General features: G+C 67.4%; 18 protein-coding genes. 6 read left to right on the plus strand and 12 right to left on the minus strand.

Going from position 1 to position 18,306, the window contains the following annotated elements; translation table 11 throughout:
* Positions 1–61: 61 nt before the first annotated feature.
* Complete coding sequence (locus tag EV645_RS39020) at positions 62–757, plus strand: SDR family oxidoreductase (RefSeq protein WP_198682147.1); 696 nt, start codon at positions 62–64, stop codon at positions 755–757.
* Here the strand turns inward: EV645_RS39020 and EV645_RS39025 are convergent, their stop codons facing one another.
* The 3 genes from EV645_RS39025 to EV645_RS39035 all read right to left on the minus strand — a co-directional run bounded on the left by EV645_RS39025 (position 758) and on the right by EV645_RS39035 (position 3,788).
* Positions 758–1,792, minus strand: a complete 1,035-nt coding sequence (locus tag EV645_RS39025; RefSeq protein WP_130449851.1) for an enolase C-terminal domain-like protein — start codon at positions 1,790–1,792, stop codon at positions 758–760.
* A gap of 326 nt (positions 1,793–2,118) precedes the next feature.
* Positions 2,119–3,138 carry a DUF4037 domain-containing protein gene (locus EV645_RS39030; protein ID WP_130449853.1) on the minus strand — a complete coding sequence of 340 codons (1,020 nt, stop codon included), beginning with the start codon at positions 3,136–3,138 and terminating at the stop codon, positions 2,119–2,121.
* On the minus strand, positions 3,135–3,788 hold the full coding sequence (locus EV645_RS39035; RefSeq protein ID WP_157997259.1) for a class I SAM-dependent methyltransferase: 654 nt from the start codon (positions 3,786–3,788) through the stop codon (positions 3,135–3,137). Before EV645_RS39035 ends, EV645_RS39030 begins: the two co-directional genes overlap by 4 nt.
* A gap of 43 nt (positions 3,789–3,831) precedes the next feature.
* Here EV645_RS39035 and EV645_RS39040 point away from each other — a divergent pair, with 43 nt between their 5' ends.
* Positions 3,832–4,476 (plus strand): HAD family hydrolase, encoded by a 645-nt coding sequence (locus EV645_RS39040; RefSeq protein WP_198682148.1) that lies wholly within the window; start codon positions 3,832–3,834, stop codon positions 4,474–4,476.
* Between the two features lie 40 nt (positions 4,477–4,516).
* Here the strand turns inward: EV645_RS39040 and EV645_RS43035 are convergent, their stop codons facing one another.
* From EV645_RS43035 to EV645_RS39070, 6 genes are read right to left on the minus strand one after another with little or no spacing between them, the layout of a single operon-like run.
* Entirely contained in the window at positions 4,517–4,912 is a 396-nt protein-coding gene (locus EV645_RS43035) for a PASTA domain-containing protein (protein ID WP_242000941.1), read from the minus strand.
* 30 nt (positions 4,913–4,942) lie between these two features.
* The gene (locus tag EV645_RS39050; protein ID WP_130449857.1) at positions 4,943–5,905 is read right to left on the minus strand and encodes an ABC transporter ATP-binding protein; all 963 of its coding nucleotides are present in this window, start codon (positions 5,903–5,905) and stop codon (positions 4,943–4,945) included.
* Entirely contained in the window at positions 5,889–6,875 is a 987-nt protein-coding gene (locus EV645_RS39055; RefSeq protein ID WP_130449859.1) for an ABC transporter ATP-binding protein, read from the minus strand. The genes EV645_RS39050 and EV645_RS39055 overlap by 17 nt, the downstream gene beginning before the upstream one ends.
* Positions 6,872–7,774, minus strand: coding sequence for an ABC transporter permease (locus tag EV645_RS39060; protein WP_198682149.1), 903 nt, complete (start codon positions 7,772–7,774; stop codon positions 6,872–6,874). Before EV645_RS39060 ends, EV645_RS39055 begins: the two co-directional genes overlap by 4 nt.
* The gene (locus EV645_RS39065; protein WP_130449861.1) at positions 7,771–8,775 is read right to left on the minus strand and encodes an ABC transporter permease; all 1,005 of its coding nucleotides are present in this window, start codon (positions 8,773–8,775) and stop codon (positions 7,771–7,773) included. The genes EV645_RS39060 and EV645_RS39065 overlap by 4 nt, the downstream gene beginning before the upstream one ends.
* Positions 8,772–10,367 (minus strand): ABC transporter substrate-binding protein, encoded by a 1,596-nt coding sequence (locus EV645_RS39070; RefSeq protein ID WP_130449863.1) that lies wholly within the window; start codon positions 10,365–10,367, stop codon positions 8,772–8,774. The genes EV645_RS39065 and EV645_RS39070 overlap by 4 nt, the downstream gene beginning before the upstream one ends.
* Positions 10,368–10,558: 191 nt before the next feature.
* Here EV645_RS39070 and EV645_RS39075 point away from each other — a divergent pair, with 191 nt between their 5' ends.
* Positions 10,559–11,557: a LacI family DNA-binding transcriptional regulator gene (locus EV645_RS39075; protein ID WP_130449865.1), complete on the plus strand. Its 999-nt coding sequence runs from the start codon at positions 10,559–10,561 to the stop codon at positions 11,555–11,557.
* 89 nt (positions 11,558–11,646) lie between these two features.
* On the opposite strand, the gene EV645_RS39080 is transcribed toward EV645_RS39075, so the two are convergent.
* A complete protein-coding gene (locus tag EV645_RS39080; protein ID WP_130449867.1) occupies positions 11,647–12,903 on the minus strand; it encodes an alpha-amylase family protein in 1,257 nt (418 codons plus the stop codon).
* Positions 12,904–12,916: 13 nt separating this feature from the next.
* The gene (locus tag EV645_RS39085; RefSeq protein WP_130449869.1) at positions 12,917–14,128 is read right to left on the minus strand and encodes a putative glycoside hydrolase; all 1,212 of its coding nucleotides are present in this window, start codon (positions 14,126–14,128) and stop codon (positions 12,917–12,919) included.
* A 93-nt stretch (positions 14,129–14,221) separates the two neighbouring features.
* On the opposite strand from EV645_RS39085, the gene EV645_RS42060 reads away from it, so the two are divergent.
* Entirely contained in the window at positions 14,222–14,872 is a 651-nt protein-coding gene (locus EV645_RS42060; RefSeq protein WP_157997260.1) for an SGNH/GDSL hydrolase family protein, read from the plus strand.
* Between the two features lie 11 nt (positions 14,873–14,883).
* On the plus strand, positions 14,884–16,212 hold the full coding sequence (locus EV645_RS39095; RefSeq protein ID WP_130449873.1) for a Gfo/Idh/MocA family oxidoreductase: 1,329 nt from the start codon (positions 14,884–14,886) through the stop codon (positions 16,210–16,212).
* 21 nt (positions 16,213–16,233) lie between these two features.
* On the opposite strand, the gene EV645_RS39100 is transcribed toward EV645_RS39095, so the two are convergent.
* Positions 16,234–17,013 carry a glucosamine-6-phosphate deaminase gene (locus tag EV645_RS39100; RefSeq protein WP_130449875.1) on the minus strand — a complete coding sequence of 260 codons (780 nt, stop codon included), beginning with the start codon at positions 17,011–17,013 and terminating at the stop codon, positions 16,234–16,236.
* Between the two features lie 140 nt (positions 17,014–17,153).
* On the opposite strand from EV645_RS39100, the gene EV645_RS39105 reads away from it, so the two are divergent.
* Positions 17,154–18,299, plus strand: a complete 1,146-nt coding sequence (locus EV645_RS39105; RefSeq protein ID WP_130449877.1) for an N-acetylglucosamine-6-phosphate deacetylase — start codon at positions 17,154–17,156, stop codon at positions 18,297–18,299.
* The last annotated feature ends 7 nt before the right edge of the window (positions 18,300–18,306 follow it).

The following is an 18,306-nucleotide window of genomic DNA, read 5'->3' on the forward strand; positions in this document are numbered from 1 at the left end:
CAGTGGCGGATGCGAACCTGGCGTCCGCCCGTGTTCGGTAAGCGTCATGACACTTCAAGGCATGACAGTTCTGGTTGTCGGCCGGGGCGGCGGCATCGCCCGAGCGGTGACCCTGGCCGCACGGGACGCCGGCGCACAGGTCGTCGCCGCGGGCCGCAGCCAGGACAAGCTGAAAGCGGCGTACGACGGTGAGCCGGGTATCACCACCGAGTACGTCGACCTGACCGACGAGGCCTCGATCGCGTCGCTCGGCGAGCGGCTGGGGACCGTCGACCACATCGTCTCGACCGCATCGGCCCGGGCCCGCGGGAAGATCGCGGACCTCGACCGGGACGCGGTCCGTGCGTCGTTCGACACGAAGGTGATCGGCCCGCTGATGCTCGCCAAGCACCTCGCGCCGCGGATCAACGAAGGCGGCTCGCTGACGATCTTCTCCGGTGTCGCCGCCGCGAAGATCGCCGTCGGCACGCTCGCGGTCGCAATCACCAACGGCGCCGCCGACGTGCTCGCCCGCTCGCTCGCGCTGGAACTGGCGCCGATCCGGGTGAACGCGATCTCCCCCGGCGTCATCGACACCGGCGCGTGGGACGGGCTCGGCGCGGGCAAGGACGACTACTTCCGCGACATCAGCCGGCGCAACCCGGCCCGGCGGATCGGTACGGCGGACGACGTCGCGCAGACCGTCCTGTTCGCGATGACCAGCACCTTCGTGACCGGTACGACGCTGCGCGTGGACGGCGGCGAACCGCTGACCTGACTACGGCGCGGCAAGGCCGAAGCCCGGCTCCTCGGACAGGACGACGTACCCGTCCTCCAGCGTGTATGCGCCGGGCCCCGGGACGCCTTCGACGATCGGGATGTTGCCGAGACCGGCTGCGAGGTGAGCGGCGTACAACGTCTTGAGTGGGACTCCCCAGGCGTGCGGTGAGGCTTCGGAGGCGAGTTGCGGCATGGTGAGACGCCAGGCGGTGAGGCCGTGGCCGATGACGTCCATCAGGGCTACGTCGATGAGGCCTTCACGGGCCAGACGGAGGACGTGGTCGACGTCCGGGCCGTATTCGCCGTCGGCCACCTTGGGCCGGTTGGTCATGGTCTGCAGGCGTTCGCGGAGCGCCTGCAGATCGGGTCGGCGTTCCTGGAACGGTTCCTCGATCCAGTAGAGGTCGCAGTCTGTGACGCCGTCGAGGTACTCGAAGAGGCCGTTGAGGTTGAACCCGTCGTTGCCGTCGACAAGGATCCCGGCGTCCGGATACAGCTCGCGCGTCAGCCGGGTCACCTCGATGTCGCGCGCCAGGCCGGCCCGCGAATCCATCCAGCGGTGGCCGCGCCCGATCTTCAGCTTGAAGTCGCGGAACCCGAAAGCGTGGTCCTGCGCGAGGTTCGTCCGGATCGCCTCCAACCCGTGATCGAGGTCGTCGAAGTAGATGCCGCCGCTGTAGCAGCGCACCCGGGTCGAGCCGCGGCCGCCGAGCATCGCATAGACGGGTACGTCGAGGATCCGGGCCGCGAGGTCGTGCAGCGGGTAGTCGAGGAACTCCGCCGCCGGATCGATAACGCCGCGATCCGGGTCGATCAACTCGGCCAGGTTGCGGCCGATCAGCGCCCGCGGGTCAGCGTCGTACAACGGCAGACCCCAGCCGATGGCGCCGCGATCGGTCTCCACGACATACACAGTTTGCTTGCCCCCGTTCCCGTGACTGCCGAGAAACGAGTTGCGCCCGATCGTGCGGAGGTAGTCGTAGTGGTGGTCGGCAGTCGTGACGGAGCGGACGACATGGCTGGCAAGGGTCATCGCTCAACGATAGTGGCCTATTCAGAAGCCCCGGGAGACCTTCAAGAACGAGAAGAGGCCCGGTCCGCCGGCTGCGGGCTCCGGCCCTGGACGACCGGACGTGGTGACCATGTGCCGTATCAGGCCGGCGGTTCCGGCCTGCTCTGCGGAAGGAAGTTTGCGCCTAGGGGCAATATTGTTCCGGAAAGCTGGTCCATGGGGCCCTCCCGACGTACGAGCTCGGTCGTCTCTTCGCGACCGAGCACGAGTGCGTGCTGACCTCCGACGCCGTGCGCCCGGCCTGACCCGTCTTCAAATCTTCTGTTTGTTTGTTCGTTTTCTGGAGTTCAACGGTAGACGGCGATGAACTTGCGGAAGGCCTCCGGATTGCTGAGTACGTCGGTGTTGTCGGCGAACTGGTCGATCGATCCGATCAGCCCGCAGCGCGCCACCGCCTCGTCGGTCACGGTCGCCAGGCACGCGTGCACGAAGCGGCCGGCATCGATCACCTGTGCGGGCCGGGTGAAGTACGGACGTGGTGCCGGGTTGAGCTGCTCGGTGATGCCGAGCGCGTTGTGGCGGCGTGCGACCAGCTCGTACGCCGTGACGAGCGCCTGCTCGCGATCAGCGAACCGCACGGCTGCTGTCGCGTCGGCGAGCGCCTGGTCCAGACCGTCGGCGTGGTCGAGGCGCGCGAACGCCGTACCCAGCCACTTCGTGTACGGCGCATAGATCCGCGACTGCAGCAGCGCCAAGCGCATCACGTCACGCACCAGGCGAGCTGTGACAACCCGCGACCCGAGCTCGTCTCCCACCTCGTACGTGCGCTGGACGAACGCCTCTTCCTGGGCGATCCGCGACCACTGGCAAGCGAGCAGCCACCGCCAGATCTGGTCCGGATACCAGGCGAGCGCATCACGTACTGCGGCGAGCCGTCCGTCGTCGGCGTACACCTGACCAGCCACGACACCTAGCAACTGCTGCTGCGGCGTGACCAACCAGTCCGCGATCTCGATGCCCTGCGATGCATCGAATCCGAGCTGTCCGCGCAGCCAGTCGCCCAGCGTCGCGACGGTGACGTGGTGGACTGGCTCCTGACTGTCCCAGCCGAAGCGGACCGCATGCCCGTCGTACTCGTTCGGCAGCCCGTCGTCGATGGCCTTCCGCACCCGCTCGACCTCACCCGTATCGACCAGCACAACAACTCGCGGACCCCACCCGTGGTCCGTCGAGCGCTCCGTGTCGTACCCGAGCACATCCGATCCCCAGCCGAGCAGTCCGGCCGCGTACCCGACGTCCCCGACCAGAGGTGCAATCACGTCCGCGTGAAACCCGACTCCTATGTCCGCCGCACTCCGGAAGCTCACGCCGCCTCCCCTCGACGAAGCACGGCCCACAGACCCCAGCCCGCATGAGACATAACAGCAGACCAGTCCGCTTGCGAGGCCCTCTCCAGTGCGTCCAGCACGGTCCCGATCGGCACGTGATGCGGGGCGTCCTCACCGAGCGCGTTGGACCACACGACCACACCGTCCGGCGTCAGCGTGCGCACAACCTCATCAGCAAACAGCGGTACGTCAGCCAGCACGACCGCCTGCGCTGATGCGTCGCCGGCGGGCAGTTGCGACGCGTCGCCCAGAACGCGCCACGGAGCAGGTGATCGGCTCAGCATCGCCCAGGTCAGATCGAGGCTGACCACCTTCGGCCAGACGCCCTGGATCAGTGCGGAGAGCAGTCCGGTCCCGCAGCCGACCTCCAAGCACAGTCCGTCCGGCCACGGGCCACCACGGTGCAGTGCGTCGGTCAGCGGGACAGAGCGGTAGCCGCCACGGTCACCGTCCCAGACCGGAGCCAGCTCGGTGTAGCGCCGTACGACCTCGTCCGCCTGGTCTTGCGACCAAGTTGTCGGGTCCTCGGCGAGCTCGCGCGAGGACCGTTGACTGGCCGCTGCTTCTGGACGGACAGGCTTCCCGGGGTCCGCCGGTACTACCTGTGTCAGCTCGGTGATCTGACCCACTACTTCACCTTTCCGGTCTGAGAGCCCGTCTACAGTTACCCCGGTGAAGGCTTCGCATGTGGTGTGGGACTGGAACGGGACGCTACTCAATGACAATCACGCCGTACTAGCTGCGGTCAACGAGGTTTGTGTCGGGTTCGGTCGGCCGGAGCTCAGTTGGGGTGACTGGCAGGCGGCGTACGCGCGGCCCATGCAGGTCTCGTACGAGCAGATCCTGCAGCGCACGCTCGACGACGAGGAGTGGGCGCGGGTCGACAAGCTCTACCACGAGCGGTACGACGCGCTGCTGCACACGTGCGAGCTCGCCAGCGGCACCCTCGACGTACTGCGGCAATGCATCGAGAGCGGGCGGACCCAGTCGTTGCTGTCGATGTGGTTCCACGGGCGGTTGACTCCGACAGTCGAGCAGTACGGGCTCACGTCGTACTTCACGCGGATCGACGGACTGGCTGGTGACGTCGGCGGTGGCTCGAAGGCCGACAGCCTCATCCGCCATCTCGAGGCGCAGCAGCTCGACCCGGCAACCGTCGTACTGATCGGCGATGTCGTGGACGACGGCCAGGCCGCCCAGGCAGCCGGCACCCAGTGCATCCTCGTCTCGACCGGCGCAATGACGCGCTCGGCGTTGGAGGCGACCGGCGCCCCGGTCACCGAGTCGATCACCGAGGCAATCCGTCAGCTGAGCTGAATGAGCGCGAGCAGGTCGAGCAGCTCGCCCGGTTCACCGGCTACTCACCGATCTTCTTGGAGCGCAGGATGATCTTGGTGTCGGCAGGTGCGTGGGTGCCGCCGGCGGGTTGCTGGGAGACGACGACCCAGTTGCGGTCGTCGATCAGCAGGCGGCCCTGGCCGGTGGCGTCCTCTTCGGTCAGGAAGTAGAAGCCTGCGGCTTGCATGGTGTCCTGGGCCAACTGATGGTTCAGGCCGACCACGTTGGGCACGACCCCGGCCTGCGCGGAAGGGCGCACGGCCGAGGACGGCGGTGGCGTGCTGGTTGGTGGTGCGGTGACGGTCTGAGTGACTGTGACTGTCACCGTCGGTTGGGCCCCGACGGTGCCTGCTCCCCCGCACGCTGTCAGTAGCAGCAGCGAGCCGAGCGCGATCGCAAACCATCCCCTGGCCACCTACTACCAATACCCCGATCGCCCGCGGACCTAACTCTCCGTGTGCAGCCAGCAGCGGGACCAGTGGCCTTCGGCGAACGTGGTCGTGGGCGGCGGCTGCTCGGAGCAGATCGGCATGGCGTGTGGGCAGCGGGCTGCGAACGGGCAGCCCGCGAGCTCCTGTTCGCGGTCGACGGGCTCGTTCGACGTGTCGACGATGGGCAACGTACTGCGTTCGCCGATGCGATCCGGGTCCGGTGACGACTCCAGCAGGAGCTGCGTGTACGGGTGCCGCGGCCGCTGCGTCACCTCCTCGGCCGGCCCGCCCTCGACCATCCGGGCCGCATAGATCACGTTGATCTCGTCCGCGAAGTACCGGGCGCTGGCGATGTCGTGCGTGATGTACAGCATCGCGAGCCCGTCCTGCGCGCACAGGTCCGCGAACAACCGCAGTACGTCGAGCCGGATCGACACGTCGAGCATCGACACGGGCTCGTCGCCGATGAGTACGACGGGATCCGCCGCCAGCGCACGGGCGATCGCGACTCGTTGCCGTTGGCCACCGGACAGCTCGTGCGGGTACTTGTCGATGTACTGCTCCCCCGGTGTCAGGTTCACCCGTTCGAGCAGCTCGATGATCCGGTCGGTCAGGTCGCCGCTCGCCCCGAAGTTCCGCAGCGGTCGGCTGAGGATGTAGCGGACCCGGTGCAGCTGGTTCAGCGAGGCGAACGGGTCCTGCATGATCAGCTGGACCTGGCCGAAGTGCGCCTGCCGATCTGCCCGCCGACGCAGGCTGACCTCCTTGCCGGCCAAGCGGATCGTCCCGGAGGACGGCTCGTCGCCGAGCGTCAGGATCCGGGCCAGCGTGCTCTTGCCCGAACCGCTCTCCCCGACCAGCGCGAGCACCTTGCCGGACTCCAGCTTCAGCGACGCCGAGTCGACCGCGGTGAACCATTGCCCACGGCGACGACCGTGCAGCGCCATCCGCTTCGTGACGTCAACGGCTTCCAGCATGTCGCACCTCCAGCCGGTCATCCAGAAGCAGGCAGGCTGCCTGGGTACGGTCGCGTTCGATCAGCAACGGCAAGGTCTCCCGGCAGTCGTCGACGCGTTGCGGACATCGAGGTTCGAACGCGCAGCCGGTCGGCAGGTGCCTGAGGTCGGGCGGCGCGCCACCGATCCCGCGCAGCTCGCGGCGCGGTCCATGCAGCGAGGGGAACGAGTCCCGCAGTCCCTGGGTATACGGGTGTTGCGGGTCGCGGTAGATGTCCTCGGCTGATGCGATCTCGACGGCGCGACCGGCGTACATCACCATGATCCGGTCGGCCAGCTCGACGAGCAGCGACAGGTCGTGCGTGACGAAGAGGACCGAGAAGCCGAACGTCGCCTGCAGTTCCTTGAGGTTGTCGAGGATCTGGCGCTGCATCACCACATCGACTGCGGTGGTGGGTTCGTCCATCACGACGAGGTCCGGCCGGCAGGCGAGCGACAACGCGATCGCGGCGCGCTGGCGCATCCCGCCGGACAGTTCGTGCGGGTAGCTGCCGACCCGGTCGCGCGGGATGCCGACCAGCTCCAGCAACTCGGCGGCCCGGTCCCACGCTTCGGCACGCTTGACGGACCGGTGCGCCCGGATCGCGTCGGCGAACTGCGTGCCGACCCGCATCACCGGGTTCAGTGAGCTCATCGCGCTCTGGAAGACCACGGCCACCCGCTCCCAGCGCAGTTCACGCAACTGCTTCGGAGTACAGCCGACCAGTTCCACCGGCGTGCCGTCGGCCGGCCGATAGGCGACCGTGCCACCGGCGATCCGCGCGGGCGGGCGTTGCAGCCGGGTGATCGCGGTCATCAGCGTGGTCTTCCCGCTGCCGCTCTCCCCCAGTACGCCGAAGATCTCGCCGCGCCCGACGTCGAACGACACCTTGTCGACCGCCCGCACCGTCCCGTACTCGACGACCAGGTCGCGTACCTCGAGCAACGTCATGCCGCCACCTCCGTACGGCGAACCTTGCGCCGCTTCGGCCTGGATCCGGCGCGGAGCGTACGACGACGCGGATCGGACAACTCGTCGATGCCGAAGTTCACCAGACCGGCCGCCGTACCGACGAGGGCGATCCCGAGACCGGGCGGCAGGAACCACCACCAAGCCCCGCTCTGCAGCGCGCCCTGCGACTGCGCCCAGTAGAGCATCGTGCCCCAGCTGACCGTGTTGGTGTTGCCGGCGCCGATGAAGTCCAGCCCCGCCTCCGCCGCGATCGATCCGACGACCGCGAACAGGAACGTCGACGCGATCACCGGCGCGAGATGCGGGACGACCTCCATGAACAGCACCCTCGATTGCTTGTCCCCGCTGTACCGCGCGGCGGCAACGAAGTCGCGGTTGCGCAGCGACAACGTCTGCGCCCGTTTCACCCGCGCACCACCGGCCCAACTGGTCAGACCGATGATCAACGCGACCGCCGCCCAGCCGCCCCGGCCGCGCGTGTAGCTGGCGATCAGGAGCAGCAACGGCAGCCCCGGGATGACCAGGAAGATGTTGACGAATCCGGTCAGGGCGGCACCGGTCCGGCCAGTGTGATAGCCGCTGACCAGCCCGAACAGTACGGCGAGGAACGTCGAGATCGTCCCGCCGACCAGTCCGACGAACACCGAGACGCGCGTACCGGTGATGAACTGCGCGAAGACGTCGACGCCGGACGACGTCGTACCCAACCAGTGATCGGCGGAGGGTCCGGCGAGCGCGGGACCGGCGTGCAGCTTGGTCGGTGACTGGCCGAGGACCAGGCTGACGAGCACTGGTCCGACCAGTGCGATCAGTAGCATCACGGCCAGAATCACGAGCCCGACGGTCACCTTCCGGTCACCGCCCATCAGTCGCTTCACGCCGCCTCCCGGGTGCGCGGGTCGATCAGCACGTAGAGCGAATCGACCACGAAGTTCGCCGCCAGCACGGTCAGCGAGATGATCAGGAACAGGCCCTGCATCAACGGGTAGTCGACGTTGACGATCGCCTGGTTGAGCAGGCTGCCGAGGCCGGGATAGTTGAACACCATCTCGGTCAGCAGCGAACCGCCGACCACCATGCCGATCGACACCGCGAACCCGCTGATGCTGGGCAGTACGGCGTTCCGCGCGGCGTACGAGAAGACCACCCGGTGACCGGCCAGGCCCTTCGCCTGTGCGAGCAGCACGTAGTCCTCGTTCACCACCGAGGCCATCATGTTGCGCATGTGGATCATCCACCCGCTCACCGAGGTCAGCACGATGGTTGCGGCAGGCAACATCGCGTGCCGGACCGCGCTGTTGAGGAAGTCCGGCGTGAACCCCGGCACGACCCCGATGTCGGCGCCGCCGGACAGCGGGAACCAGCCCAGCGTGAACGCGAACACGTACACGAGGATCAACGCGACCCAGAAGTACGGCAGCGAGTGCAGGAAGATCGACACCAGGCTGCCGACCGAGTCCACCGCACGGCCCGGCCGCCAGCCGGCCACGATGCCGAGGCTGGTTCCGAGCACGAACGCGATCACGGTCGCGCTGCCGACCAGCAGCAGCGTCCACAGGAACCCGGACTTCACCACCGACGACACGGTCGCCGGGTAGAACGAGATCGACCGGCCGAAGTCCAGGTGGAGGATCCCGTTCAGATAACTCACGTACTCGTGCCACCAGGATTGCCCGCGCGCACCGCCGAACAGCCGGTGCACCAACTCTTCCTGCTGATCCGAGACCGGGCCGAGTTCGGACATCTTGAACAGGATCGCCGACGCCGGATCACCGGGCATCAGCCGCGGCAGCACGAAGTTGATCGTCACAGCGGACCAGGCGGCCAACAGGTAGAACCCGATCCGCTGGACGAACGGCGTACCGAGAAGTCGCGTCATGCCGGCTTCAGGGACAGGAACAGCTTGGCCGCGAACACCCCGCTGATCGCACCCGGATCCGGCGTCGTGTAGGGATCATCGGCACTCGGCCAGCCGGTCCAGTGCTCGGTGTTGTACATGTACGGCGTACCTTTCACCGCGACCGGGATGACCGGGAGCTGGGTCAGCATGATCTGCTGCAACGGCTTGGAGCCCGCCAGTTGCGCATCCGGCGCGGCCTGCGCGAGCGCTCCGAGAGCGGACTCGGTGGCCGGATCGTCCCAGCCGACGACGTTGGTCTTCGACTTGGCCGACAGCATCTTGTTGTAGAACGTGTACGGGTTCGTGCCGAACGTGAACGCGTCACCGTAGATCGCGTCAAAGTCGCGCTTGTCCTCGTCACCCGTGTACGCCGCCGACGGCACGCCGTTCACGGCGGCGTCGATGCCGAGCGCAGCGAGCTCTCCGGCGAGCTCCTGCGAATACGCCATCCCGTCCGCGAACGCGCTGACCGTGAGGATCCGCAGCTTCAACTGCTTGCCATCGGCACCGATCAGCTTGCCGCCCTGCTGCTTGTAGCCGGCCTGGGCGAACTCGGCGAGCGCAGCAGCCTTGTTCGGCTTCACCGGATCGCGGTCGGCGGGCGCGATCCACGACGACCAGGTCCCCTGGTACAGACCGGTCGGACCCACCGGCGCGTAGACGCCCGAGTTGTACGCGTCGGTGACCGCCTTCCGGTCGATCGCCAGTGCGAGTCCCTTGCGGACGTGTACGTTGTCGAACGGCTTGCGCTTCAGATTCAGCATCAGCGGCTTCATGCTCGCGTAGATCGGCCAGAGATGGTTCTGGGCCGGGTCGCGCTGTACGAACTGGTTCTTCACGTCCGGGATCCCGGCGTACGCCAGGTCGATCTCGTGGCGGACCAGCTGCTGGGTGAGCAGGTTGGTGCTGCTGGTGGTCACGTACGTGATCTGCGGGACCGGGACCTTCTGCTTCCAGTAGTCGTCGCGCGCTTTGAAGGTGGCCTGCTGGCCGGTCACCTGGCCGAGCGAGTACGGGCCGCTGCCCATCGGCTTCAGGTTCGTGTCGGTGTCGGGGTCCTTCGTCGCCCAGACCTTCTTCGGCACGATCACGGTCCGGCCCAGGTCCTGGATCGCGGCGTACGCCGGTTTGGTGAAGGTGAGGTGTACGCCGTCGGCGGTCTTGGTCACCTTGTCGACCGGAAGCGCGAGCAACTGGTGCTGCTTCATGTAGTCGAAGGTGAACATCACGTCGTCGGCGGTCAGCGCGCTGCCGTCGGACCACTTCGCCCGGTTGTCCAGGGCGAGGTCGATCGCCTTCCCGCCGGTGGCCCAGGTGTACTTCGTGACCAGGCTCGGCATGAACTCGTTCTGGTGCGCGGTGTTGAAGTCGAACAGCTGCTCGTAGATCAGCCCGATCGTGCCGCGCAACGCGTTCACCGAGAACGGGTTGAAGTTCGGCTGCAACGTCGGCTGCGAGTACGCCGCCACGGTCAACGGCGGGGTACTCCCGGACGCGCTGCTGCTGCCCCCTGAGCAAGCAGTCAGGCCGGCCAGCGCAGCCAGACCGGCCACGACCGCTGTCAATTTCATCCTGGGGCGCACGGGATCTCCCTTCGATCCACGGCCGGATCGGCCGGGGTGAGACGAGACTGCCAACGTTTGCAGCAAGAGTCAACGGTTTGCAGTGGAAAGCCGTCCAAGTGGTTACAATCAGGGTCAATGATCACGGCAATCGTTTGCGCTACGATGCCAGGACTTATCCACGATCCCGGGGAGCTGAGATGGCTGTCACGCTGGCGGAGGTGGCCGCGGCCTGCAACGTGTCGACGTCGACCGTCTCGCGCGCGCTCACCGATCCGGACAAGGTCAACGCCGAGACCAGGACCCGGATCGAGCGGGTCGCCCGGCAGCTCGGGTACGCGCCGAGCCGGGCCGGCCGTTCGCTGGTGTCCGGGCGCACCGACACCATCGGCCTGGTGGTCCCGGATATCGCGAACCCGTTCTTCCCGCCGATCATCAAGTCGGTCCAGGCCCGCGCCCGCGACAAGCGGTACTCCGTACTGATCGCCGACACCGACGAGCACGTCGCCGACGAGCTCGAGCTCGCCCGCGGTCTGAGCCGGCAGGTGGACGGGCTGATCCTCGCATCACCGCGGACCGACCCCGCCGAGCTGACCCGCCTCGCCAAGCAACTGCCGGTCGTCTTCGTGAACCGCGAGGTCGAAGGCGCCGGGAGCGTCGTGATCGACGAATCCGAGGGCATGTCGGAAGCCGTCGAACACCTGATGTCCCTCGGCCACACCCGCGTCTGTTACCTGGCCGGCCCGCGACGCTCGTGGTCCAACCAACAACGCCGAGACGCCCTCGCCGCTGCGTGCGCGGAACACGGTCTCGAGCTCCGCGAACTGGGCCCCTTCGAGCCCCAGATCCAAGCCGGCATGCGCGCCGCGGATCTGTTGCAGTCCGCCGAATCCGCGGCCGCGATCGCGTACGACGACCTGATCGCGCTAGGCGTGATGTCCCGCCTCACCGAACGCGGCATGCAAGTAGGCCGCGAAATCAGCGTCATCGGCATCGACGACAGCCCCCTGTCCACCGTCACCCACCCCATGCTGACGTCGATCCACGTTCCCGCCGCCGAACTAGGCTCAGCCGCCGTAGACCTCCTCCTCGACCAACTCCGCGAAGGCGAAGACTTCACCACCCCAACAACAGTCCGCCTGGAAACCCGCCTGGTAATCCGAGGCTCCACCGGCGTAGCCCCAACCGCTCCCCGCTGAACCACCCTGCAATTGATGCAGCCTGGGACCCGAAACGGTGACCGGAGACCTGATATTGCAGGTCCCCAGTCACCACTTCAGGCTACGGGCTAGTTCTTCTTGAGGACCAGGCCTGTGTTTGCCGACACGATGATGTGGCCGGAGTACTGGACGCCGTGGAGGTCGGTCCAGGTGCCGGGTGGGAGGGAGAGGTTGGTCGACTGGGTTGAAGACGGGTTTACGACGGTCATGCCTTCGCGATACAGGCGGGTCCACAGGACCGGGCCGCGGCGTAGGGGTGGAGTGATCGCGGTGCCGAGGTCGGCTGCCATTTCGGGGATTTCGTTGAAGGCGGCGTAGTCCTTGCTGCCGGTGCTTTCCAGCATTGCGGGGGCCTCGCGGTAGAGGAGGTAGTTGGCGACTACCCACTGGCGCTGCTCGGGTGTGGCCTCGTTCCAGTACGCGGTTGGGAGTTTGTTCATCACCACGGACGGCTTGCAGCGGTGCCGGCGGAGCAGGTCGAACATCAGCTGCCACTCGTCGTCGGTGACGTTCTCGACGCGGTGCACGGTGAAGCCCTGCTCGTTCAGCCAGATGTCGGAGATGTCGATCATCTGGTCGAGGTCCGCGATGTACTCCGGCGACTTGTCCTGGAACTGGTCGTGCAGACTGCCGTTGAACGTCAGGTTGAATGCGACCGCCACCCCACGCGCATGCGCGTAGTCTCGCAGGTACCGCAGCCAGTCGAGCACATCCGCGACCCACGCCGGGTCCTTCGGATCGGTCCCGAACTGCTGCACCCATTGACCGTTCGCGTCGTAGTGACCACTGACGTTGAAGTCGTTCCGTACGCCGATGTTGTCAACGGCAATCACCTTGAACCCGGCGGCGATCGCCGGATCGATCAGCGTAGAGGTGTACCACTGCCGAACCGCCGGATTGCTGATGTCGATCGGCGTATACACCTGGTTGTTGAACTCCCAAGCCGGCGTGGTCCGGTCCGGGGTGTACTCGATCCAGTCCGGGTGATTCGTCTTGAACCACTCCGGCGTGTACTCCCGCGCCGGCGCGTTCCGGAACGCGGTCACATAAGAACTGGCCAACACACCACCAGGTTGAGCAGATTGCAACGCAGCCCAAACGAAGCCCACCCGACCCGCATAGACAGACGGATCAGGCACCTGCCGATCAAACACTTGCGCCTGCAGTACGCCGTGATCGCGCGTCACGGGCAGCGGGACATCGGCCTGGGGAGCCGGGCAACCGCCCCCGGACCAGCTGGGCTCACTCGCCTGGGCGGTCGGCGTGAGCAGACCCAGGCCGACCGCGACGACGAGCGCGGCCGAGGACATTCGGCGGAGTCTCATGGACGGATTCCTCTCAGAGGTTCGACAGCACGCTGCCGGAATTGGGCGGCATCGTCAGCTGGCCGGAGACCGTGGCGCCGTGCAGATCGGTCCAGGTCCCGGCGGGAACAGTGACCACGGCCGTCGCCGTGGAGGATCGGTTCACCAGCGTCATGCCGTGCTGGTAGAGGCGCGTGTAGGCGCCGGACGCGTCGAGCACCGGCGCGGCGGACGGCGTACCGATGTTCGTGTGCAACTGCGGGCGATCGACGAACACGTGATACTCGCCCACCCCGCAGAGCGCCATCATGCTCTTCTGCTCGCGGTACAGCAGGTAGTTCGCGACCGCCCAGTCGATCTGTGCCTGGGTCGCGGTCGCGAGTGTCTCTTCGGTCGTCTCGTTGATTGCCAAGTGCAACGTCTGCCCGGCGATCTGCCGCGTGAAGTTGTACTTGTTGTCCCAGGCCGAGTCGTTGTAGTTCTCCGGCCGATGAACCGTGAACCCCTGCTCATCGACGTACACGTCAACCAGCCCCACCGCCGAGAGCATGTCGGCGACCTTCACCGACGCGTTCCAGGTGATGTTCGCGGCCATCCCGATCCCGGCCGCGTGCAGACGCCCGGACAGATACGACAGCCAGTCGAGCACCGCCTCGGCCCAGGCATCGTCGACCCGGTCACCGCTGTACTGCGGGACCCAGTCCGTACCGTTGTAGTGCCCGGCGTTCCCGTACCCGTTGAAGGTCAGGACGTTGTCGAAGGCAATTATCGGGTATCCGGCATCGATCTTCGGCTGCACGAAGGAGTTCCAGTAGAACGTCCGCACGTCCGGGTTCTGGAAGTCGATCGGTACGTAGGTCATGTTGCCGAACTCCCACGCCACCGTCGTACCGTCGGACTTGTACGCGATCCAGTCCGGATGGTTCGCCTGATACCAGGCCAGCGTGTGGGTCTGGTCGAAATCGCGGAACGCCGGCATGTACGCCGACGGCACCGCGCCGGCCGGCTGCGCCAAACTCGACGCGCCCCAGACGAACGAGACCAGACCGGCGTACACCGAGCGGTCCGGGATCTGATTGTCGAACACCTGGCCGCGGGCGATCCCGTCAGCCGGCGGATTCGGGAGGGTGAGGGACGGCGTGGCCTGGGCCGACGTCGTCGTACCTGCGAGCAGGGCGGCGGCTGCCGTCCCGGCAAGCAAACTCCTGCGCGTGATTCCGTGCGTGATTCTGGGGGCGTCACTCATGGGCGGGCTCCTCTGCGACGGACGGGCTGCGCTGGACGATACGGACTGCAAACGTTTGTCGCAATAGCAGAGAATCTTGCTATGGTGTCGGTCATGGCAGAGAGCCCCGTGACGGCCCGGTTGCAGTCGGGCGACCCGATCCGCTGGTCGACGATCGGCGACAGCATCGCCCAGGGCGCACACTGGACCGGCGCCGAGCGCGACTACGTGCAGCTGCTCGAGGAGCGGGTCCGCTACGAGCTCACGCGGTACGGCGACTCGTTCGTCCGCTGGGCAGTCTCCGGAGCGACCACCGAGGACACGCTCGGACGGCTCCCCGCCGCGCTCGACCTCTCCCCCGACCTGGTGCTGATCGGCGTCGGCACGAACGACGCGAAAGCGGGGCCGGACGGGCTGGAGAAGTTCGAGCGGCGCTACGACACGCTGCTGACCACGATCCTCGACACCGGCGCGCTCCTGATCGCGCAGACGCCGACCGCCGTACTGCGGACGTGCCGGTACAACCTCGGCGACCACCTCCCGGCGTACGCCGAAACGATCCGTGCCGTGGCGATGCGGCGGGATGTGCCGCTCGTGGATCATTTCGCGCGCTGGACCGCGGCCGGTGACGGCTGGGCGCCGGCCGAGTGGATGGCCGACCCGATCCACCCCGGCGGCCGCGGTCACAGGGTGATGGCGCGGACCTTGTTCGAGAGCCTTGGACTGTACGCGGCCGACAGCGCCTGCTGCCGACTGCTCGACTGAAGGAGCGCCCGATGTCCTCGATCCGCCGGTACGCCGTCTGCGGGCTGTCCGCCCGCGGGCTGGCGAGCTTCGTCCTTCCGATCCTCGGGCTGACCGATCGCACCGCCGACGGCGGGTTCGGGTACGGCAGCGACGAGGACGACCTGTCCGAGTACGCCGAGGTGGTGGCGATCGTCGACACCGACGCGGACCGGGTCGCCGAGTTCAACCAGGCCCTGGAACGGCTCGGACGTACTCCGATCCCGTTCTTCGCGCAGAAGCAGTATGACGAACTGCTCGCGACGGTCGCTCCGGACGCGGTGATCGTCACGTCGCCCGATCACACCCACGCGGAGTACATCCTCGGCGCCTTGCGGCACGACGTGGATGTGATCACGGAGAAGCCGATGGTCAGCACCGGTGCGGCCGCCCGGGAAGTACTTGCGGCCGAGCGCGAGTCGGACGCAACCGTGCAGGTCACCCACAACTTCAGGTATCCGGCCGCGCACCGTGAGGTGAAGCGGCTGATCCAGGCCGGCACGATCGGGCGCGTCACCCGGGTGGTGATGGACTACCACGTCGACCTGCGCCACGGCGCGAGCTACTTCCTGCGCTGGAACCGGCAGCGCGAGTTCTCCGGCGGACTGCAGGTGCACAAGTCGTCGCACCACTTCGACCTGCTCAATTGGTGGATCGGCTCCGCGCCCGAGGAGATCTTCGGGTACGGCGCCCTGAACTACTACGGCCCTTCGAGCCCGCATCGTCCGGACGGCGGACTGCGCTCCAAGGACCCGTACTTTCTCGCCCAGGAGGCAGCCGGGGTGTTCCCAGTTGAGGACGGAGCCCGCGAAGGCCTCTTCGGACTCCACTATCCCGGTCAGTATCCGGCGTCTCGACCGCTCTATCTGTACGACGCCGAGATCGACATCGAGGACACCTACAGCGCGATCGCGGGCTACCCCGGCGGGACCTCGATGACCTATTCGGTGGACTTCTCGAGCACCTGGGAGGGGTACCGCGTCAGCATTGGTGGCACCCACGGATCGATCGAACTGCTGCACGGCCGGACCGTGGACGGCGCCGCCCTGCCGACCTCCGACCAGGTCACCGTCTCGGAGCTCTTCGGCCCGACGCGAGTCCTGGAGGTGGTTGCGGAGGCGGGCGGACACGGCGGCGCGGACCCCCTGATGCGGCGCGACCTCTTCGCTGGACCGAGCCCCGAGTCGCTCGAATTGGGGCTGATGGCAACAAGCACGGAGGCGGCGTATGCCGTTGCCATGGGCGACGGTCTCGTCCAGTCGATCGCCTCGCACCGACCGGTCGATCTTCCTGCCCTGCTCGGCCTTGCCCGGGTCCTTTGAGCGGACCCGGGCAAGGACGCGTCAGGCAGGGAGCAGGTCGAGCGAGTCGCCGGCGGAGTCGGCGTCGAGGTACAGGGTGGCGTGGGCCGTACGCCGGAGGATCGTCGACGGGCAGCTCGCGTCGATCGGCAGCGTCAGCGTGTTGCGTACTGCGGCCGCCTTGCGCCTCTCCGGCGCGACGACCTGAACGTGCCGCGCGCTGAGCAGCGCCGGGACGGTCAGCGAGATCGCGGTCGGCGGCACGGCGTCGACGTTCGGGAAGTGACCCTCGCCGACCTGCTGATGCAGCGATTCCGGGGTCAGCGAGATCTGCCGGACCCAGCGCGCATCGTCGAAGTCGGCCTGCCCGGGTTCGTTGAAGGCAAGGTGTCCGTTCTCGCCGATCCCCATGCAGGTCAGGTCGATCGGCGCCTCCCGCAACAGCGCCTCGTACCGCGCGCACTCGGCCTCGACATCCGACGCCTCGCCGTCGATGTACTCGACCTGGGCCGGGCCGAACGGCGCCGCGATCCGCTCCCGGATCCAGCGCCGGAACGATGCCGGGTGGTCCGCGTCGATGCCGACGTACTCGTCCATGTGGAAGACGGTGACCTTCGACCACGGGACGTCGTACCCGGCGAGAGCGGTGACGAAGGCGAGTTGCGAGTTGCCGGTGGCGATCACGACGCGCGCTGCGCCGCGCTCGGCGACCGCGCGAGTGAGCACCTCGGCGGTGCCGGCGGCGGCCGCGGCGGCCATGTCCGCGGTGGCGGCGAAGACCTCGAGACGGAGGTCTTCGATCTGGGTCCGGGTGTCGAGCACGGTGCACTCCTTGGACGGGTTGACTACAAACGTTTGCAGCAAACTAGCATGTCTTGCTGCTGAGCCCAAGATGTAGTTGTGTGTCCCAGCATCGAGTTCAGCATCGAGTCCAGCACCGGAGCCGAGGAGGAAGCCCGAGCATGAGCGAGGTCCTGGAAGGTCACACCGCCGATGGCCGCCGCGTGCGGGTGCGGTACTCCGCCGACGGCATCGAGGAGATCACCGACCACCCGGCCGCGCCCGACCTCCTGCTGCTTCCCGGTCTGATCGACATCCAGCTCAACGGGTACGGCGGCCTGGACGTCAACGATCCTTCACGCCCGGCGAGTGACTTGTCCGACCTGGTCCGCGCCCTGTGGCGACAGGGCGTCACAACGGTCTACCCCACGATCATCTCGGCAGACGACGCCACCACAACCGCGCTCATCACCCGTGCGACGGCGGCTCGAGCATCCGACCCGGTCGTGGCGTACGGCGTACCCGGGCTGCATCTGGAGGGCCCGTACATCTCGAGCGCCGAGGGTGCCCGCGGTGCACACGATCCGGCGGTCATCCGCGACCCCGACCCGGACGAGTTCGACCGCTGGCAGAAGGCCGCAGCCGGCGCTATCGCCATCACGACCCTCGCCCCGGAACGGAAAGGCGCCATCGAGTTCACTCGGCGTCTCGCGGACGGTGTGGTGGTGTCGGTCGGGCATTCGCTTGCGACCGCTGACGAGGTTCACGCTTTCGCGGCCGCGGGTGGGCGGCTCTCGACGCACCTCGGGAACGGCTTGCCCGCGCAGATCGACCGGCACGGCAACCCGATCTGGGCGCAGCTGAACGAGGATGCGCTGACCGCCGGGCTGATTGCCGACGGCCATCATCTTCCGGCCGACACGTTCGCCGCCCTTGTTCGCGCCAAGGGCCCCGCCCGCTGCGTACTCACCAGCGACGCCGCCGCCCTCGCCGGATGCACCCCCGGCGACTACAAGACGGCAGTCGGCGGCGCAGTCACCGTTGGCCCCGACGGCAGCCTCCGCCTGCAAGGTACGCCGTACCTGGCAGGCAGCGGCGCCTCCCTCCTCGACTGCCTCCGCTGGTCCACCGGCCGGGGCGGTCTCCCCCTCGACACCGCCGTCACGATGGCCACCACCACTCCCGCCAACCTCCTCGGCCTGACCGACCGCGGCCGTCTCGAGGTAGGCGCCCGAGCCGACCTCATTCAACTGACCCGCACCCCCGAGGGCGGTATCGGCGACCTCGTCACGATCGTCGTCAACGGCATCACTCGGACCGACGTTTGACCAGACC

The organism is Kribbella rubisoli, assembly GCF_004217145.1.
Taxonomy (GTDB): Bacteria; Actinomycetota; Actinomycetes; order Propionibacteriales; family Kribbellaceae; genus Kribbella; species Kribbella rubisoli.

Coding starts and splice junctions, on each gene's coding strand:
- EV645_RS39020 (WP_198682147.1), top strand. CDS start 62: ATGACAGTTCTGGTTGTCGGCCGGGGCGGCGGCATCGCCCGAGCGGTG.
- EV645_RS39105 (WP_130449877.1), top strand. CDS start 17,154: ATGAGCGAGGTCCTGGAAGGTCACACCGCCGATGGCCGCCGCGTGCGG.
- EV645_RS39065 (WP_130449861.1), bottom strand. CDS start 8,775: ATGACGCGACTTCTCGGTACGCCGTTCGTCCAGCGGATCGGGTTCTAC.
- EV645_RS39075 (WP_130449865.1), top strand. CDS start 10,559: ATGGCTGTCACGCTGGCGGAGGTGGCCGCGGCCTGCAACGTGTCGACG.
- EV645_RS39085 (WP_130449869.1), bottom strand. CDS start 14,128: ATGAGTGACGCCCCCAGAATCACGCACGGAATCACGCGCAGGAGTTTG.
- EV645_RS39070 (WP_130449863.1), bottom strand. CDS start 10,367: ATGAAATTGACAGCGGTCGTGGCCGGTCTGGCTGCGCTGGCCGGCCTG.
- EV645_RS42060 (WP_157997260.1), top strand. CDS start 14,222: ATGGCAGAGAGCCCCGTGACGGCCCGGTTGCAGTCGGGCGACCCGATC.
- EV645_RS39095 (WP_130449873.1), top strand. CDS start 14,884: ATGTCCTCGATCCGCCGGTACGCCGTCTGCGGGCTGTCCGCCCGCGGG.
- EV645_RS39050 (WP_130449857.1), bottom strand. CDS start 5,905: ATGCTGGAAGCCGTTGACGTCACGAAGCGGATGGCGCTGCACGGTCGT.
- EV645_RS39025 (WP_130449851.1), bottom strand. CDS start 1,792: ATGACCCTTGCCAGCCATGTCGTCCGCTCCGTCACGACTGCCGACCAC.
- EV645_RS39080 (WP_130449867.1), bottom strand. CDS start 12,903: ATGAGACTCCGCCGAATGTCCTCGGCCGCGCTCGTCGTCGCGGTCGGC.
- EV645_RS39055 (WP_130449859.1), bottom strand. CDS start 6,875: ATGACGTTGCTCGAGGTACGCGACCTGGTCGTCGAGTACGGGACGGTG.